The following is a 16308-nucleotide window of genomic DNA, read 5'->3' as shown; positions in this document are numbered from 1 at the left end:
GCTCGGTTGCTTTTATTGTAAATGGTCTGCCTTGAGATGAAAATGGCCTTGTCAAATGACCTCCCGCTCTTTTTTGGCAGAGGACGGGGGAATCAGTCTGTTTTCGCGGCCGGGATCATTCCTCGCTCGCGCAGGTAGGCGAGCACTTGCTCGGCACATTCGTCAACCGAATAACGGTGTGTTTCGATCGTCAGTTCCGGTGCTTCCGGCGCTTCGTACGGCGAGTCGATGCCCGTAAATTCACGGATTTCCCCGCGGCGCGCTTTTTGATACAGCCCTTTCGGATCGCGCTTTTCACATTCTTCAAGCGGGCAGTTGACGTAAATTTCGATAAACTCGTCTTCTTCGACTAAGCGGCGGACGAGCGCCCGGTCTTCGGCAAACGGCGAGATGAACGCCGTCAGCACAAACTGGCCGCTGTCGACAAACAGCTTTGCCACTTCACCGATGCGGCGGATGTTTTCCGTCCGGTCGGCGGCGGAAAAGCCGAGATCTTTATTGAGCCCGTGCCGGATGTTGTCGCCGTCTAAGACATAATTCTGAATGCCGAGCTCAAACAGTCGTCTGGAGACGGCGTTGGCCACCGTCGATTTGCCGGAGCCGGACAGCCCGGTGAACCAAAGGATGGCGCTATGATGGCCGTTGCGCTTGCGACGATCTTCTTTTGTGACCGATGTGTGATGCCAAACGATGTTCGTGCTCATCGCGGTCCTCCTTTAGCGCGCTGACGGGGCGACCGTTTCGCGTTGTTGCAGCCCTTTGATCAAGACGGCGGCCACTTCCGGACGGCTGAACGTGCTCGGCGGCACTTGGCCGTTGCGCAGCATTTCACGAACTTTCGTGCCGGAAAGGACGACATGGTATTTTGCGTCATGCGGACACGTTTTTGTCGATGCCATCCCTTCGCATTTCGTGCAGTAAAAGCTATGTTCGAAAAAGAGCGGCGTAATACCAAGCTCCTCAGCCGTAAAGTTCAAGAAGATTTTTTGTGCATCATACGTACCGTAATAATTGCCGACACCAGCGTGGTCGCGGCCGACGATGAAGTGCGTGCAGCCGAAGTTTTTGCGCACCATCGCGTGGAAAATGGCTTCACGCGGACCGGCATAGCGCATCGCAGCTTGGAAGACGCCGAGGAAAACGCGGTCTTTCGGGTAATAGTTTTCCAGCAGCACTTGATAGCTTTCCATCCGGATGTCAGCCGGAATATCGTCCGCTTTCGTTTCGCCGACGAGTGGGTTTAAAAACAAGCCATCAACGATCTCGAGCGCGCATTTTTGAATGTATTCATGGGCGCGGTGAACCGGATTGCGCGTTTGGAAGCCGACAACGGTGTTCCAGCCAAACTCAACAAACTTTTTCCGCGTTTCCACTGGATCAAAATAAAACGCGACGAATTGGCCTTTGTCGGTCCGTTTGACAAGCGTAATCTCCCCGCCGACATACACATCCGGCTTTTCAAACAGTTTGCGCACGCCTGGGTGAGCAAGTTCATCCGTTTTATAAACGAGCTTCGCTTCTTTCGTTTTGTCTGGGCGGTAAATGTCAGCAATCTCAATGACGCCGTAGACGTCGCCATGATAAACGAGTTTTGCCTTATCGCCGACGGCGAGCTCTTTCGCTTTTTCTTCTGTTACCGCGAGCGTGATCGGAATGCTCCAGACGGTGCCGTCAGAAAGACGCATTGTTTCAACAACCGCGTCGTAATCCGTTTTCGTTAAAAAACCAGTGAGGGGGCTGTAAGCGCCCGTTCCGATCAGCTCCAAGTCGCTCAGTTCAGCTTTGGAGAGCTCGATCGTTTTGGTCGCTCCATCGAGCGGATAGTCCGGATTCCAACGATTGATCAATGTGCCGCCATGCGGGATGCTTAAGCTCATGTTCATAACCTCCTAGATTGATAGATGCTGTTATTATAGATGCAACGAAAACATTTAACATATCCTTGATGGAAAAGTCGCTTCTCCATTTTTCGACTGTCGAGGGCAAGCCCCCGGCTTCTCCGTCACGCCAAGGTGTGGCGGAAGACCGAACAACCACCCGCTTCACAGACCCATACATCGGTCTGAAAGCGGCGTTGTTCGGTCACCCGACAGTCGACCCAATGAAATGGATGCAATCAAAGCAATGGCAAGGAGCATGTCAATGTTCTCTCCTTAGGCGAGATGGAGCCCGCATTCCGTCTTTCCTTGGCCGGCCCAGCGCCCGGAGCGCAAGTCGTTCGGATCTGTAGCCGGAGCGGTGCACGGAGCGCAACCGATGCTCGGGTAGCCGCGGTCGTGGAGCACATTGTATGGGAGACGGTGTTTATAAACGTAATTCCATACGTCTTTCCACGTCCAGTGAATGAGCGGACAAACTTTAATAGAACGAAACTTGTCGTCTTTGTTAATGTACTCGACATGACGCCGCGTCAGCGATTGTTCGCGGCGCAAGCCGGAAATCCACGCCGTCACCCCGGTCAGCACCTCGCGCAGCGGAATGACTTTGCGCAGCTCACAGCATTTGTTCGGGTCACGTTTCCATAACTCGTCGCCAAACTGCGCCTTCTGTTCTTCCAATGTCAAACGCGGCTGCTTCATCACGATGCGAAGCGACGGATATTTTTTTTTCACTTTCGCGATCGTATCGTACGTCTCTGGAAAATGCAGGCCGGTATCCAAAAAGACGATTTCGGCGTCCGGTTTGACTTGGGAGATGAGATCAATAAGCACAATCCCCTCTATGCCGAAGCTGCACGCGTATACGATCTCATCGCCGTATTCGCGATACGCCCAGGCGAGGACGTCAAGCGCCCCTTTTGTTTCATTATCGAACGGAAAAGACGGTTTTTCCGCGGTTTCCCACTGATCGTAGGTGAGCATCAATTTCTCCTCCTCACAAACTCAAAGAAAATTCATGTAATTAGTCGGATATATAGCGGCCAAACGGCAATTCAGCGGCAAAAATCTTTCCTTGCATGAATCAGAAAGAGCGGGAGAAAGGGCGCCCTTTATTTTATTAAAGATCTTGTTTAGCTGGAATTGGCACTTTGCTATAGGTGGCAGGTTGCCGGAGTTCATTGAGCCAATTCCTCCCTCACTCCCGAGCAACGTATGCAACGCATGTCATTTAATTGATTAAAATTTTAGCACAATTGACGATAATGTCAATCATAGTTTTTCGATAGGAATTGTTTTTATGCGAAACAGCTGCATTGCCTGCCTAGCAGCAGATGGGAGCGTTATTTTTTGCGCAGGCTTCCGAGCTCTTCGACAATCGCCTGCATTTCGCTTGGGCTGAACGTCTCGCGTTTCATCACCATCTCGTAAATGTCTCTCAATTCATCGTACCATTCCTCGGAAAAATGGGACGGCTTGATGGCATCCAAGTTCAGCACTTTCAACTTTTGCTTCAACTGTTCGATCATGTAGGCGACGTTTTCCGCCGACCGTTTTGATAAATCCATTCGTTTACCCCTTTCATGGCAAGTTACTATGTATTGTACCATAGGTGCAGAAAGAATGGAGAGAGATTGCATGGCTTGCTTTTCTGATGAAAAACGGATGATGTGGTAAAATGTAGGTGCACATGTATAGTGCCAGTCTAAAAGGTTGGTGAAACACCGCGTTTTCTTCAAAATGGTTGTCGTGAACGCGCGCAAGAGTTGTGGCCCATTCGCACAAGCTCCCCCGTTGGAGTTGTTTTTTGTTACAGAAATCCAGCGGAAAGCCCACTCCTTTAGGGGTGGGATGAAGCGCGTTGTAGTTCATTCATCGAACTGATATAGTCATGAGTACAGTAGGAAATGCATCAAGCGAAACCATCAAACGTTATGTGGAATCTCAAAAGAAAGAAAGGGGGGTGAATTCATGCCCACGATCCCCCCGTCCTTCTAGGGACAATAGATGATAAAGAAATGAAGGAAAACTAACGGTGGAAAGCACCGTGGACATAGAGAGAGGGGGCTGTTTGGATGATTAAAGTGCTGTTTGTTTGTCTTGGAAACATTTGTCGCTCGCCGATGGCGGAAGCGGTCTTCCGTCATTTGGTGAAAGAGCGGGGGCTTGACGGTCTGATTGCCGTTGATTCGGCGGGAACAGGCAGCTGGCATGTCGGTGAGCCGCCGCATGTGGGGACAAGAAGGGTTTTGACTGAAAATAAGATCGACTACTCCGGCATCCGCGCCCGGCAAGTGAATCACCGTGACTTGGAAGAATTTGATTACATCATCGCCATGGACGCAGCCAACTTGAACGATTTGCGCCGATTGGCTGGCTCCCGTTCGAAAGCGGTGCTCGCCCGGTTGCTTGACTTTGTTCCCGAACGGGAAAAAGACGATGTGCCTGATCCGTATTATACCGGGAATTTTGCCGAAGTGTATCGCCTTGTCCGCTCAGGGTGCGAGCATTTGCTTGAGAGGATCATCCGCGACCGTCGACTTGGTGTGGAGAAAACAAAATGACTTTGAGGGCGGCGCACCCGTCTAGGGAAAAATGGGGAAGGAGGGCGGCCGATGGTCGTAAATTTGGCGTTCATCCGTGAGTTGGCCCGCCGTTTTACGGAAGATGAAATCCCGCGCTTGTCGGCGGAATTGGCGTATTACTTTCTTCTGTCGCTCTTTCCGTTTTTGCTGTTTTTAATGACGCTATTGGCGTATTTGCCGATTCCGCATGAGGATGTGCTCGCGCTCGTGCGGCAATACGCCCCGAAAGAGGCGCTTCATCTCATTGAGACGAATGTTCACCGCCTCATCGATGAGCAAAACGGAGGATTGTTGTCGTTTAGCATCATCGCAGCTATTTGGTCAGCGTCTAATGGCATGAGTGCGATTATGAGGGCATTCAACCGCGCTTATGATGTGCAAGAAGACCGGCCGTTTTGGGTGGTGCGCGGTCTGTCGATTGTGTTGACGCTCGGTATGATCGCGGTGATCGTTGTCATGCTTGTCTTGCCCGTATTCGGACGGATGATCGGTCTATTTTTGTTTTCCGTCCTTGGGTTGTCGAAGCCTTTTTTGACGATCTGGACCACGTTTCGTTGGTTGCTGAGCGTACTCGTCTTGTTCGTCGTCTTTACGGCTCTTTACTATTTTGCTCCGAACAAACGGCTGCGCTGCGTTACTGTCGTACGCGGCGCTTTGTTCGCCACGGCCGGCTGGATTGCGACATCGCTCGCCTTTGCTTATTATGTCAACAACTTTGCCAATTACACAGCGATGTACGGCAGCCTTGGCGGGATGATTGTGCTGATGGTTTGGTTTTATTTGTCCGGCATGATTCTCATTTTAGGCGGGGAACTTAACGCCATGTTCGACTGCGAGCACAAGGGGAGAAGGCGGCTGCGCTAACATGCATAAACAGTGCCGGGGCGGGATATCGTAACCATGCAGGGGATTTTGACATAGGGGGGATCACGATGACGAAACATACGAAAAAAGACGGGAGTACGAAACAAAAAGGGAAAAACCGGCCGAAGCATAAAACGAGCGGCAGCGCCAATGGTCAAAACGGTTATCATTGAAAAAAGGCGTCCTGGCAAGGGACGCCTTTTTCATGCAGGTGGAGGCGCATCGGGTGACGGTGTTTTATTCGACAATTTCTTCGTGATGGTGGTAATAGCGCTCATAAATGTATTCAATTTCTGCATCGGTCATATAGGCGAGTTCCTCGCGCGACAATCCCCGCACTTTTTCGATAAACTCAATCATATTTTTCCGTTCCGTTCTGCTCATGATCGCCACTCCTTTATACTGTTTTAAAACAGAAACTTGATATCTTGGTTTTATTATATAACAGAAGGAACGAAATGGTCAACGATTTTTTTGAAAAAAATAAAAAAATAAAAAAACGGTCAAGCCGCTGTTTCCTGTTCCCGGCGGCTGACGAGGCAAATGGCCGGGACGAGGAGGACAACGCTAACCGCGAGGAAAAAGGCGCGGGCAGAGAGATCAACCACGCTGCCAGCAAGCGGCGGGCCTGTCATGCTGCCGAGGCTGTACAGCATCCCGCACAACAAATTGCCGGCCGGAAGCAGCGCTTTCGACAACAGGTCGGTCATATAGGCGATGCCGAGCGAGAAGAGCGAGCCGGTAAACATGCCAGCGGTGAACAAACAGGCAGCCAACCCAACCGTGGACGCACCGACAGTGAGGGCAATCAAAAAACAACCGGCGCCGGCCAAGAGTGCACCGGTGATGACACGGCGCCGTCCGAACCGGTCGCTGAGCGCTCCAAGCGGAAGCTGAAAGATGATGCCCCCAAGCGAGAAGCATGGCAAGATGAAGGCGATCTGCTCAGCGCTCATCCGCTCACGCAAGGCGTACAGCGGGAAGATGGAATGAACGGCCGCTTCCAAAAAGCCGTAGGCGAATGGCAGCAGGAGCGCCGGCCACGCCTGTCTCCAGGCGCCGATAAACCGGCCGGCCGTCGATGAAGAACGTTCAAGCGGCTTTGGCTTTTCATTCGGCAGCCAAAAGACAGCGATCCAACCGACGAAGCTAAGGAGAGCAGCTAAATAAAACGGCAGCGCCTCTTCGGCCGAAGCGAGTGCAGCCAACAGCGGGCCGATGGTGAAGCCGAGGCCGAACGCCCACCCATACAGCGACAATCGCCGTCCGCGCTCAGCCGGCAGCGAAAAGTCCGTAATCCACGTTTGTGTCGCAAAATGAAGCATATGATCGCCGATGCCGATGGCAAAGCGAAGAACAATCCAAAAGAAAAGAGAAGGAAAAAGTGGAAAAAGAATAAGCGAACATATTACAATGAAACCACCAAGGAGAATAAGGAGCCGATAGCCATAGCGTCTCAGCGGCCGTTCCAAAAATGGCGAAATGGCCAAGACACCGATATACAGGGCGGCGGCGTGCGCCCCGTTAACGGACGAAGAGACGCCGTTTTCATCAAGAAGCATCGCCAAAAGCGGCAGCAACATCCCTTGCGACAGGCCAGAGACGGCGACAATCCCGGTTAAGATGGCAAAACGCATCGTGCGTCCCCATTTCAGTTGAAATCGCCGGCCGATCAAACAAGCGAGGCCGGATGTTTCCCAGGGCGAATGAATGCCCTTATCCATCGTACATAGAAACGGCGGTCAATGCAATGAAAACAATCAAAAGGAGAGGTGGAAGAGAAATGAACAAGGTGTTTGCTTGGATGACATGGATCGGTGTGCCGGTGTCAGTCATCGGTGGGTTTCTTCACTGGCCGACCGTCTTAATGTTTGTGCTGTACTGTTTGACGATCATTGCGCTCGCCAGCTATATGGGGCGAGCGACGGAAAGCTTGGCGATCGTCGCCGGACCGCGCATTGGAGGGCTGTTGAACGCGACGTTTGGCAACGCGGTCGAGCTGATCATTTCCATTTTTGCCTTGCAGGCTGGACTCGTTGACGTCGTGCTCGCTTCCTTAACCGGTTCGGTGCTCGGGAACTTGCTTTTGGTGGCTGGGCTATCGTTTTTTGTCGGCGGACTAAAATATAAGCGGCAAGAATTCAACATTTATGATGCACGTCATAATGCCGGGCTGCTGACTTTTGCCATCTTCATCGCTTTTGTCATTCCAGAAGTGTTTACCATGCATATGAATCACAGCGAACAAGTCGCGTTGAGCGTTGGCATTTCGATCATCATGATCTTGCTTTACGCCGCTGCCCTTTATTTCCGGCTTGTCACCCATCGCGGCGTATATCAGCATAAATCAGAAGAAGTGGAAGAAGATGAAGAACCCGAATGGGGCAAAGGGAAAGCGACCGCCATTTTGGCGCTGGCGACGGTTGCGGTCGCCTATTTATCGGAACGGCTCGTTCACACGTTTGAAACAGTCGCCGAGTCATTCGGCTGGAGCGAGCTGTTTATTGGGATCATCATCGTGGCCATCGTCGGCAATGCGGCCGAGCACGCTTCCGCGGTTATTATGGCGTACAAAAACAAAATGAATGTCGCGGTGGAAATTGCCGTCGGCTCGACATTGCAAATCGCCATGTTCGTTGCGCCGGTGCTTGTGCTCGTTTCACTTTTGTTTCCGGAAAAAATGCCGCTTGTCTTTTCACTTCCTGAGCTGGTGGCGATGGCTGCTTCCGTCCTTTTGATGATCGTGCTGTCAAATGATGGTGATACGAACTGGTTTGAAGGAGCAACATTGCTCGCTGCTTATACGATCATGGGCATCGGTTTTTACTTGCTGTAAGTGATGGCATCCGGGCGTTCGCCGTCCGGGTGTTTTTTTGCGGGTGCGGGAAGTGGGGCGGCAAACGGGGAAAATTTTCGCCGCCGCGGATAAACGGCGCATTTTGAAAGAAACTAACAGTGAATAACGTGGGAAGAAAGGAGTGAAGACGATGAAAAAGTGGGCTGTTTCGCTGTTCGTTAGCGTGCTTCTTCTTTATGCGGCGGCGTTTTCGGCGCTGGCGGCTGCCGGCAAACCGGCGCCCGGTGCGGTGATTGATATATCGAAAGAAAATACGTATCCGAACCCGACGCAAGATTTGCCGCATTTGGAACCGAGCTCGTTTACAAAACAGCTGTTAAGATCGGCGAATGTGAAAATTGAGAATCCCGAATTGATCCATCTCTTTAATGAATCTTCAGCGACCGACACGCCATGGGCCGTTGGCTATCGAGCGACGATTTATTTAGGCCAATGGCCGCTCAATTACCAGTCGATCGAAACGTCGACGAACTGGGAATATCAAAAGGTCAACACGAATTTCCTTGATAACCGCGGCGGCGATACGGCGCAAAAGTTGTACTATAAACAAGAAATGCAAAAATACGTCCGCGGCGGGTTGACGGTGAAAGTGCCGAATGAAGACGCGGTTAAGCGGATGATGTTAAACAAAGCGATGGAAAAGACGAACTTGCCGCTCTCTTTCAGCACGGTTGTCGGCCTTGGCACGAAAAAAGACCAACCGTACAACGTGCCGGCGAAAAAAATAGGTTATTTGTACGCGTACGCTCCGGCTGTGAATGAAAAAGGGAAGGTGACGTACGGCGAAGTGTACGTTGTCCTGAAAGGAAACAAAAAGAAAATTGTCGTCAAAAACGTGACGACAAGAGGGGTTGGGGCGTGGATTCCAGTGCAGGATCGCCTGTACATGTCGTATGTGGTGAGTGAACAGCCAAGATAAAACGTCAAGGAAAAGCTCCTTGACGTTTTTTATCGGCCAATGCGCGCGGACCGTTTCGTAAAATCGACGCCGCGGTAATACGTCTGCTTCACAAGGACGTTCGGTCCGAGGCAGCGTGCCGACGGGCAGTGGCAAAGAAGCTCCCTAGCAAGCTTTGAGCGCCGCCATTTGTCATACACGTCTGGCAGCGAATCGTGAATGATGTTGCCAAGCGGCGGTTCATCACCGAAATCGGTGACGATGACATCGCCGGTAAAAATATTGACATTCAGCCGCGAGCGGCCGTCCGGGTCGTTGCGCACGGTGACGTTTTTGCTTTCATACAGCCGCTTCAATAGGCGAAGGTCGTCTTCGTTGTCGCTGCACGGGTAAAACGGGAGCGTCCCAAACAACATCCAGACGTCCTCGTCGCGAATGTCAAGCAAATGGTGAATCGCTTCGCGTAATTCATCGAGGCTGAGCGTCTCAAGGACGCTGGCAAAATCGCTCGGATACATCGGGTGGATTTCATGGCGCCGGCAATCCATTTCCTCGACAACTTGGCGGTGGATCGCTTCCAAGTGGCGGACCGTCCGTTTGTTTAACATCGTTTCCGCCGATACCATCACGCCGGCATTTGCCAGCGCTTTTGCATTGTCAAGCATGCGCTGGAAGTATTTCTCGCGTTGCGCGCGCGTCGGCTTCCGCTCCATCATGGCAAAGCCGCCGTCGACAAAATCGTCGATCGTCCCCCAGTTGTGCGAGATATGAAGCACGTCCAAATACGGAATGACTGGTTCATAGCGAGACAAATCCAACGTCAAGTTCGAATTGAGCTGCGTCCGCACCCCGCGCTCGTGCGCATAGCGGAGAAGGGAAACGACGTATTGTTCGACGGATTTTAACGACAGCATCGGTTCGCCGCCGGTGATGCTGAGCGAGCGCAAATGCGGAATTTCCTCGAGCCGTTGGATCAACAGCTCAAGCGGCAGCGCCTCTGGGTCTTTCGCTGTCAATGTATAGCCAACGGCGCAATGCTCGCAACGCATATTGCAAAGCGTCGTTGTTGTAAACTCAATATTCGTCAGCTCTAGTTTTCCATATTCTTCAATATCGATGTACGCTTCCCACGGGTCATACGCCGGTGTAATTGTTGGCATGGTGGATGAATGCATGGTCTTCTCCTCTTTCCATTCAAAGTCCCAACGTTCATTATTAGCAACCGCTCCAACGCTTGTCAATCGTTTTGGCCGCTGGTCATCTATCTCATTCCTATGATGCCAGCGTGATGATCATGAGACAGAAAAGAAAGATTTTTTACATAACCAAGAAAAAGGCAGTATAATAGAAGAAGATTGTACAACTGCCGATAGGGCGATCAAAAGGAAGGGGCGTTGAACCGACATGGAAAAATTCCAGCAAAGCATGTATGACTTGATCGTCGAGACGTCGACGAAGCTGCCGAAGGACGTCCGTCGAGCGATCGCTCGGGCGAAAGCGCGCGAAAACGCCGGCACGCGGGCGGCCATGGCGCTCGATACGATCGTCGAGAACATTCAAATGGCGGATGAAAACGTGTCGCCCATCTGTCAAGATACGGGATTGCCGACGTTTAAAATTAAAGTGCCGGTTGGCGTCAACCAAATGGAGATGAAAAAAGCGATCCGGGCCGCCATTGCCGAAGCGACGAAAAACGGCAAATTGCGCCCGAACTCGGTTGATTCGCTCACCGGCAAAAACAGCGGCGACAATTTAGGGGAAGGCGTGCCGGTCATTAAATTCGAACAATGGGAAAACGATTACATTGACGTCCGGCTTATTTTAAAAGGCGGCGGCTGTGAAAACAAAAACATTCAGTACAGCCTGCCGTGTGAACTCGAAGGGCTCGGCCGCGCCGGCCGCGACCTTGATGGCATCCGCAAATGCATTTTGCACGCGGTGTATCAAGCGCAAGGGCAAGGGTGCAGCGCCGGCTTTATCGGCGTCGGCATTGGCGGCGACCGCTCGTCCGGCTATGAGTTGGCGAAAGAGCAGCTGTTCCGGCCGGTTGATGACGTCAACCCGATTGAAGAGCTGCGCCAACTGGAAGAATACATGATGGAAAACGCCAACAAACTCGGCATCGGCACGATGGGGTTTGGCGGCGAATCGACGCTGCTTGGCTGTAAAATCGGCGTCATGCACCGCATCCCGGCGAGCTTCTTCGTCTCGGTCGCCTACAACTGCTGGGCGTTCCGGCGCATGGGGGTGAAAATCGACCCAGTGACTGGTGAGATCATCGAATGGCTGTACCAAGATGGCGAAGACGTCGATTTTTCCAAAGAACTCGAAAAAGCAGACGCGGCCGTTGCGCTGGAACAAGGAAATACGCGCGTCATCGACCTTGTCCCGCCGCTTTCTGAAGAACAAGTGCGCCAGCTCCGCGTCGGCGATGTCGTCCGCATCAGCGGCGTCATTTACACGGGCCGCGACGCCATTCATAAATATTTGATGGACCATGACGCTCCGGTTGACTTGAACGGGCAAATCATTTACCATTGCGGCCCGGTCATGTTAAAAGATGAAGAAGGCCGCTGGCACGCCAAAGCCGCCGGCCCGACGACGAGCATTCGCGAAGAGCCGTATCAAGGCGATATTATGAAAAAATTTGGTGTTCGCGCCGTCATCGGCAAAGGCGGCATGGGCGCGAAAACGCTGCAAGCGTTAAAAGAACACGGTGGCGTGTATTTGAACGCCATCGGTGGCGCGGCCCAATATTATGCTGACTGCATCAAATCGGTTGAAGGCGTTGATTTGCTGGAGTTTGGCATTCCGGAAGCGATGTGGCATTTGCGCGTCGAAAACTTCACCGCTGTTGTCACGATGGATTCACACGGCAACAGCTTGCATGAAGATGTGGAAAAATCGTCGCTTGAAAAGCTGTCCCAGTTCAAAGAACCAGTGTTCAAGTAAAGAGCCCCATTTCAAGCAAATGGCTATGGGTAGACAAACAAGCTGATCCCGTTTTCTTCTCGGTCCCCAAAGCGCTCGTTTTTGGGGCTTTTTTTTTTGCAAAAAATGGCGCGCGTAAAGCGGTCAGGGGTGAAAACAATAAGAAAGAGGAAAAGATGGCGGCCAAGGAGGAACTAGGCATGAGATGGCTCATTTCTCTCGTTTTAGCGATCGTGCTTTTTCCCGCACCTGCTTTTGCCATAAGCAATGCGCCGATCCATTGGGGATTGAAGCGGAGCGAAAACCACAAGCCCCCATCGGCGGGAAAAGAGCTCGATGAGCTGCTCGCCAAATATGACGCCTTTTATTTAGGCGACACGAGCGAAAAAACGATCTATTTAACATTTGACAACGGGTATGAAAACGGCTATACGGCGCAAATTTTGGACGTGTTAAAGGAAAAACATGTGCCAGCCGCTTTTTTTGTCACTGGACATTATTTGCAAACGGCCCCGGATTTAGTCAAACGGATGGCAACGGAAGGGCATATCATCGGCAACCATTCATGGCACCATCCCGATTTGACGGTGGTGAGCGATGAACGGCTGCGGGAAGAGCTGGAAAAGGTAAGGGAAAAGACAAAAGAGATGACCGGACAAAAAAGGATGATGTATCTCCGCCCGCCGCGCGGCATTTTCAGCGAGCGGACGTTGTCTCTCGCCCGCGACCTTGGCTATTACCACGTCTTTTGGTCGCTCGCTTTCGTCGACTGGCAAACGGACCGCCAGCGCGGCTGGCAGTATGCCTATGATCAAATTATGAAACAAATTCATCCGGGGGCGATTTTGCTGTTGCATTCCGTGTCCAAAGACAATGCCGAAGCGCTGCCGAAAGTGATCGACGACTTGCGCAAACAGGGATACACGTTCGCGAGTCTTGATGATCTCATGGCCAACAAGACCGGCCTTCATCCGTGGCTGTTTCGTCCGTAATCCGTCCCATCCATTGAGCATCGTCAGGCGGGACGCCATTCGAAAATCCGCCTTGCCGCGCCAGCCGAAGCGCATGCAGTTGCCTTGTTCGGCTCGTTGGTGCGGCGGAGCGTTTTTCGTTATAATAAGGGCACGGACGAATGAGAAAGGTGAGAACGATGTGGCAACAAACCGTCACCGTGCCCGCCCCGTACGATTTCGCCCACGCGCTTGAACGGCTTGCGTTGGATCCGCTCCTGGCGGTTGATTTGAAGCGGCGGCGCATCACCGTGCCGCTTCATCTCGATGGTTTAAAGGTGCCGGTCATGATTGAAAGCATCGGCACAAAAGGCGATCCTCGCTTTGTCGTCTCGGCTCCGCATGCCGAGCGGCAAGGCGAGATCATGGAGCGGATTTCGCATCTATTTCAATGGCGGGCGCCCCTCGGGCCGATTCACGAGCATTTTCGCCAAACGGAGCTGGCGCCTTTGTTTGATGAATACGAAGGGATGCCTCTTGTGCTCGATTTTGACTTATATTTTTGCTTAATCAAATGTTTGATCCACCAGCAGCTTCATTTGAAAGTCGGCTATCGGTTGACGGAACGGTTTGTGAAAACGTTCGGCGAGGAACGGGACGGCGTTTGGTTTTACCCGCGCCCGGAAGAAGTTGCCGCCCGCTCGTACAATGACGTGCGCGCCTTGCAGCTGAGCGGGCGGAAAGCCGAATATATCGTCGATGTGTCGCGCCTCATTGCCGAAGGGGAGCTGCGGCTTGACGAACTCGGGCAGATGGAAGACGGCGACGTGATGGAGCGGCTGACCGCCGTGCGCGGCATCGGTCCGTGGACGGTGCAAAACTTCCTTCTCTTCGGCCTCGGCCGCCCAAACGTCTTCCCCCCAGCCGATATCGGCTTGCAGCGGGCGGTCGAAAAACGGTTCGGTCTTCCGAAGCGGCCGACCACAAAAGAGATGGCGGCTCTTGGCGAACGATGGAAGCCGTACGCCAGCTATGCGGCGCTTTATTTATGGCGAAGCATCGAATGAGAGGGACCGATATGGCAAAGCAACAAACGAACATCAAAATCAAAAAAGGCGACCAATTTCCCCTGACCATTCAGCGGATCGGCATTAACGGCGAAGGGGTCGGCTATTTTCAAAAACAAGTCGTCTTCGTCCCCGGCGCCTTGCCGGGTGAAGAAGTCATCGTTGAGGCGACGGACATCCACCCAACCTACGCTGAAGCGAAAATCAAGCGCATTCGCAAGCGCTCGCCAAACCGCATCAAGCCGCCATGCCCGCTTTATGAGCAATGCGGCGGCTGCCAGCTGCAGCACTTGGCGTACGAGGCGCAGCTCGAGGCGAAGCGCGACATTGTCATCCAGGCGCTCCGCCGCCATGCCCGGCGCCTCGATGTCGACAAGCTTGACATCCGCCCGACGATCGGCATGGATGACCCGTGGCATTACCGAAACAAAAGCCAGTTCCAAGTCGGGGTGAAAAAAGGACGAGTGCTCGCCGGGCTGTACGGCCTCGACTCCCACCGGCTCGTTGACCTATCCGAATGCCGCATCCAGCATCCGCAAACGACGCGCGTCACGAACATTGTCAAAACGATTTTGCAAGACTTGCGCATCCCGATTTACAACGAGCGAACGAGAACGGGCGTCGTGCGGACAATCGTCGTCCGCGTCGGTTTCCATACGGGCGACATTCAGCTTGTGCTTGTGACGGCGACAAAAGACATTCCGCGCAAAGATCTGTTGATCGAGGAAATCCGCCGCCGCCTCCCGGAAGTGAAATCGATCGTGCAAAACATCAACGGCGAAAAAACGTCGCTTATTTTCGGCGACGAGACAGAAGTGCTCGCCGGCGACGAATACATTCAAGAAACGTTCGGCGATTTGTCGTTTGAACTGTCGGCGCGCGCCTTTTTCCAGCTCAACCCGTTGCAGACGGTGAAATTGTACGACGAAGTGAAAAAAGCGGCCGCCCTCACCGGAGCGGAGCGGATCGTTGACGCCTACTGCGGCGTCGGCACGATCGGTTTGTGGCTTGCTCGCGATGCCAAAGAAGTGCGCGGTATGGACACGATTCCGGAAGCGATCGAAGACGCACAAAACAACGCCAAAAAGCATGGTTTCACCAACACGCACTATGTCGTGGGCAAAGCCGAATATTGGCTGCCGAAATGGGTGAAAGAAGGCTGGAAGCCGGACGTCATCATCGTCGACCCGCCCCGCGTCGGCTGCGACCGGGCTTTGCTTGAAACGATTCTCCGCGTCCGCCCGAAAACAGTTGTTTACGTCTCGTGCAACCCGTCCAGCCTTGCCCGCGACCTCGATGTCTTGGCCGAGGCGTATCGCGTCAACTACATTCAGCCGATCGACATGTTTCCGCACACGGCGCATGTCGAGGCGGTGGCGAAGTTGCGGCTGAGTGTGTAAACACCAAATAAAATTGGAATTTCGATGAATTTTACTGGAAAAGATATCGATCATGTTCCGCTCCACATGGGAAAAGAAAAGGGAGAGGAAAAGCGGGAAAATCATTGAAATATCAAGGAAAATTGCATAAGCATGTGAAGAAAATAAGAGGGAAGAAGCGGGAGGAATCATTCGTTCTTCCCTTTTTCTTTTTCCAAAAATCAAAAAAAGTCATGCTTAGTTGGAGGAAAGAAGCGGAAAAAATCGGAGAAAAACATCGAAAAAATCGGGGGAGGACGAACGAGTTTATTTCAAGTAGGAAGAAATGGGGACGTAAGAATGCGGGTTGGAGCGGGGTGGGGAGGAAGGAGTTTATTAGGAATTTACGGTGAAACACAAATCATATGCTATAGCTTGCGCTGAATTAGAGCTTAGTTGTCAAAAATACGCCTCCAGTCGTAGACAAAATATATCTACAGAACATGAAGGAAAGCAGGTTGTCTGCGGTACGATGGAAGACGAAAGGAGGCAAAAGGATGGGAAAAAAAATCGGGCTGCTGCTCGCCGGAGCCATTGCTGCGCTTGTTTTGCTGTTTCATCTTGGACCGCTTGTCGGGCTGGCGATCACGCTGGCGGTATTGTACTATGCGTTCAAGAAATGTTTGAAAGCCCCATCGACATTCGGAAAAGTGGTGTGGGCGCTCATTGGCTGTGCGGCGTTAGTGGCCAGCGCTTCGAATGTGCCGGCGCTTGTGGCGCTTGTCGCGGCGTATGTGCTGTATGTTGTGTATAAAAAATGGAATGGAACGAGAGATGAGCACGCCGTTCCAGAAGCAGACGACCCGTTTGTCAATTTTGAAAAACAATGGGCGGAGCTGCAAAAGCATTATTCATGAAACC

At 52.3% G+C, this 16308-nt stretch carries 16 protein-coding genes; 9 read left to right on the top strand and 7 right to left on the bottom strand.

Annotated elements, in window-relative coordinates; translation table 11 throughout:
- Positions 1–92 precede the first annotated feature (92 nt).
- From cysC to LG52_RS13640, 4 genes are all read right to left on the bottom strand, one after another.
- Complete coding sequence (cysC, locus tag LG52_RS13655) at positions 93–704, bottom strand: adenylyl-sulfate kinase (protein WP_011229918.1); 612 nt, start codon at positions 702–704, stop codon at positions 93–95.
- 12 nt (positions 705–716) lie between these two features.
- On the bottom strand, positions 717–1877 hold the full coding sequence (gene sat / locus LG52_RS13650) for a sulfate adenylyltransferase (RefSeq protein ID WP_044732342.1): 1161 nt from the start codon (positions 1875–1877) through the stop codon (positions 717–719).
- Between the two features lie 276 nt (positions 1878–2153).
- Positions 2154–2861, bottom strand: a complete 708-nt coding sequence (locus LG52_RS13645) for a phosphoadenylyl-sulfate reductase (protein WP_044732341.1) — start codon at positions 2859–2861, stop codon at positions 2154–2156.
- 359 nt (positions 2862–3220) lie between these two features.
- Complete coding sequence (locus LG52_RS13640) at positions 3221–3445, bottom strand: DUF1128 domain-containing protein (RefSeq protein WP_011229922.1); 225 nt, start codon at positions 3443–3445, stop codon at positions 3221–3223.
- A 507-nt stretch (positions 3446–3952) separates the two neighbouring features.
- Here LG52_RS13640 and LG52_RS13635 point away from each other — a divergent pair.
- Both LG52_RS13635 and LG52_RS13630 read left to right on the top strand, forming a co-directional pair.
- Positions 3953–4441 (top strand): low molecular weight protein-tyrosine-phosphatase, encoded by a 489-nt coding sequence (locus LG52_RS13635; protein WP_044732340.1) that lies wholly within the window; start codon positions 3953–3955, stop codon positions 4439–4441.
- A gap of 51 nt (positions 4442–4492) precedes the next feature.
- The gene (locus LG52_RS13630; protein WP_044732339.1) at positions 4493–5326 is read left to right on the top strand and encodes a YihY/virulence factor BrkB family protein; all 834 of its coding nucleotides are present in this window, start codon (positions 4493–4495) and stop codon (positions 5324–5326) included.
- Between the two features lie 237 nt (positions 5327–5563).
- Here the strand turns inward: LG52_RS13630 and LG52_RS13625 are convergent, their stop codons facing one another.
- On the bottom strand, positions 5564–5710 hold the full coding sequence (locus tag LG52_RS13625; RefSeq protein ID WP_011229925.1) for a BH0509 family protein: 147 nt from the start codon (positions 5708–5710) through the stop codon (positions 5564–5566).
- 119 nt (positions 5711–5829) lie between these two features.
- The gene (locus LG52_RS13620; RefSeq protein ID WP_044732338.1) at positions 5830–6963 is read right to left on the bottom strand and encodes an MFS transporter; all 1134 of its coding nucleotides are present in this window, start codon (positions 6961–6963) and stop codon (positions 5830–5832) included.
- 146 nt (positions 6964–7109) lie between these two features.
- On the opposite strand from LG52_RS13620, the gene cax reads away from it, so the two are divergent.
- Together cax and LG52_RS13610 are read left to right on the top strand one after the other, a co-directional pair.
- Positions 7110–8162, top strand: coding sequence for a calcium/proton exchanger (gene cax / locus LG52_RS13615; RefSeq protein WP_033024702.1), 1053 nt, complete (start codon positions 7110–7112; stop codon positions 8160–8162).
- 151 nt (positions 8163–8313) lie between these two features.
- Positions 8314–9102 carry a YfkD famly protein gene (locus LG52_RS13610; RefSeq protein WP_011229928.1) on the top strand — a complete coding sequence of 263 codons (789 nt, stop codon included), beginning with the start codon at positions 8314–8316 and terminating at the stop codon, positions 9100–9102.
- 29 nt (positions 9103–9131) lie between these two features.
- On the opposite strand, the gene yfkAB is transcribed toward LG52_RS13610, so the two are convergent.
- Positions 9132–10256, bottom strand: a complete 1125-nt coding sequence (gene yfkAB / locus LG52_RS13605) for a radical SAM/CxCxxxxC motif protein YfkAB (protein ID WP_044732337.1) — start codon at positions 10254–10256, stop codon at positions 9132–9134.
- A 229-nt stretch (positions 10257–10485) separates the two neighbouring features.
- On the opposite strand from yfkAB, the gene LG52_RS13600 reads away from it, so the two are divergent.
- The 5 genes from LG52_RS13600 to LG52_RS13575 all read left to right on the top strand — a co-directional run bounded on the left by LG52_RS13600 (position 10486) and on the right by LG52_RS13575 (position 16304).
- A complete protein-coding gene (locus LG52_RS13600; RefSeq protein ID WP_044732336.1) occupies positions 10486–12033 on the top strand; it encodes a fumarate hydratase in 1548 nt (515 codons plus the stop codon).
- 179 nt (positions 12034–12212) lie between these two features.
- The gene (gene pdaA / locus LG52_RS13595) at positions 12213–13004 is read left to right on the top strand and encodes a delta-lactam-biosynthetic de-N-acetylase (RefSeq protein WP_044732335.1); all 792 of its coding nucleotides are present in this window, start codon (positions 12213–12215) and stop codon (positions 13002–13004) included.
- Positions 13005–13162: 158 nt separating this feature from the next.
- Positions 13163–14029, top strand: a complete 867-nt coding sequence (locus LG52_RS13590) for a DNA-3-methyladenine glycosylase family protein (protein ID WP_044732334.1) — start codon at positions 13163–13165, stop codon at positions 14027–14029.
- Positions 14026–15429 carry a 23S rRNA (uracil(1939)-C(5))-methyltransferase RlmD gene (gene rlmD, locus LG52_RS13585; RefSeq protein ID WP_044732333.1) on the top strand — a complete coding sequence of 468 codons (1404 nt, stop codon included), beginning with the start codon at positions 14026–14028 and terminating at the stop codon, positions 15427–15429. Before LG52_RS13590 ends, rlmD begins: the two co-directional genes overlap by 4 nt.
- 515 nt (positions 15430–15944) lie before the next feature.
- On the top strand, positions 15945–16304 hold the full coding sequence (locus LG52_RS13575) for a hypothetical protein (protein ID WP_044732331.1): 360 nt from the start codon (positions 15945–15947) through the stop codon (positions 16302–16304).
- Positions 16305–16308 lie beyond the last annotated feature (4 nt).

Origin of the sequence: Geobacillus kaustophilus, assembly GCF_000948285.1 — a bacterium.
Lineage (GTDB): Bacteria > Bacillota > Bacilli > Bacillales > Anoxybacillaceae > Geobacillus > Geobacillus thermoleovorans_A.
Note: the sequence above shows the minus strand (reverse complement) of the source record. Positions and strands in the feature narration are given on the sequence as shown.

What these genes read in the sequence shown, in the direction of transcription:
- cysC (WP_011229918.1), bottom strand. Translation starts at nt 704, where the DNA reads ATGAGCACGAACATCGTTTGGCATCACACATCGGTCACAAAAGAAGAT.
- sat (WP_044732342.1), bottom strand. Translation starts at nt 1,877, where the DNA reads ATGAGCTTAAGCATCCCGCATGGCGGCACATTGATCAATCGTTGGAAT.
- LG52_RS13645 (WP_044732341.1), bottom strand. Translation starts at nt 2,861, where the DNA reads ATGCTCACCTACGATCAGTGGGAAACCGCGGAAAAACCGTCTTTTCCG.
- LG52_RS13640 (WP_011229922.1), bottom strand. Translation starts at nt 3,445, where the DNA reads ATGGATTTATCAAAACGGTCGGCGGAAAACGTCGCCTACATGATCGAA.
- LG52_RS13635 (WP_044732340.1), top strand. Translation starts at nt 3,953, where the DNA reads ATGATTAAAGTGCTGTTTGTTTGTCTTGGAAACATTTGTCGCTCGCCG.
- LG52_RS13630 (WP_044732339.1), top strand. Translation starts at nt 4,493, where the DNA reads ATGGTCGTAAATTTGGCGTTCATCCGTGAGTTGGCCCGCCGTTTTACG.
- LG52_RS13625 (WP_011229925.1), bottom strand. Translation starts at nt 5,710, where the DNA reads ATGAGCAGAACGGAACGGAAAAATATGATTGAGTTTATCGAAAAAGTG.
- LG52_RS13620 (WP_044732338.1), bottom strand. Translation starts at nt 6,963, where the DNA reads ATGCGTTTTGCCATCTTAACCGGGATTGTCGCCGTCTCTGGCCTGTCG.
- cax (WP_033024702.1), top strand. Translation starts at nt 7,110, where the DNA reads ATGAACAAGGTGTTTGCTTGGATGACATGGATCGGTGTGCCGGTGTCA.
- LG52_RS13610 (WP_011229928.1), top strand. Translation starts at nt 8,314, where the DNA reads ATGAAAAAGTGGGCTGTTTCGCTGTTCGTTAGCGTGCTTCTTCTTTAT.
- yfkAB (WP_044732337.1), bottom strand. Translation starts at nt 10,256, where the DNA reads ATGCATTCATCCACCATGCCAACAATTACACCGGCGTATGACCCGTGG.
- LG52_RS13600 (WP_044732336.1), top strand. Translation starts at nt 10,486, where the DNA reads ATGGAAAAATTCCAGCAAAGCATGTATGACTTGATCGTCGAGACGTCG.
- pdaA (WP_044732335.1), top strand. Translation starts at nt 12,213, where the DNA reads ATGAGATGGCTCATTTCTCTCGTTTTAGCGATCGTGCTTTTTCCCGCA.
- LG52_RS13590 (WP_044732334.1), top strand. Translation starts at nt 13,163, where the DNA reads ATGTGGCAACAAACCGTCACCGTGCCCGCCCCGTACGATTTCGCCCAC.
- rlmD (WP_044732333.1), top strand. Translation starts at nt 14,026, where the DNA reads ATGAGAGGGACCGATATGGCAAAGCAACAAACGAACATCAAAATCAAA.
- LG52_RS13575 (WP_044732331.1), top strand. Translation starts at nt 15,945, where the DNA reads ATGGGAAAAAAAATCGGGCTGCTGCTCGCCGGAGCCATTGCTGCGCTT.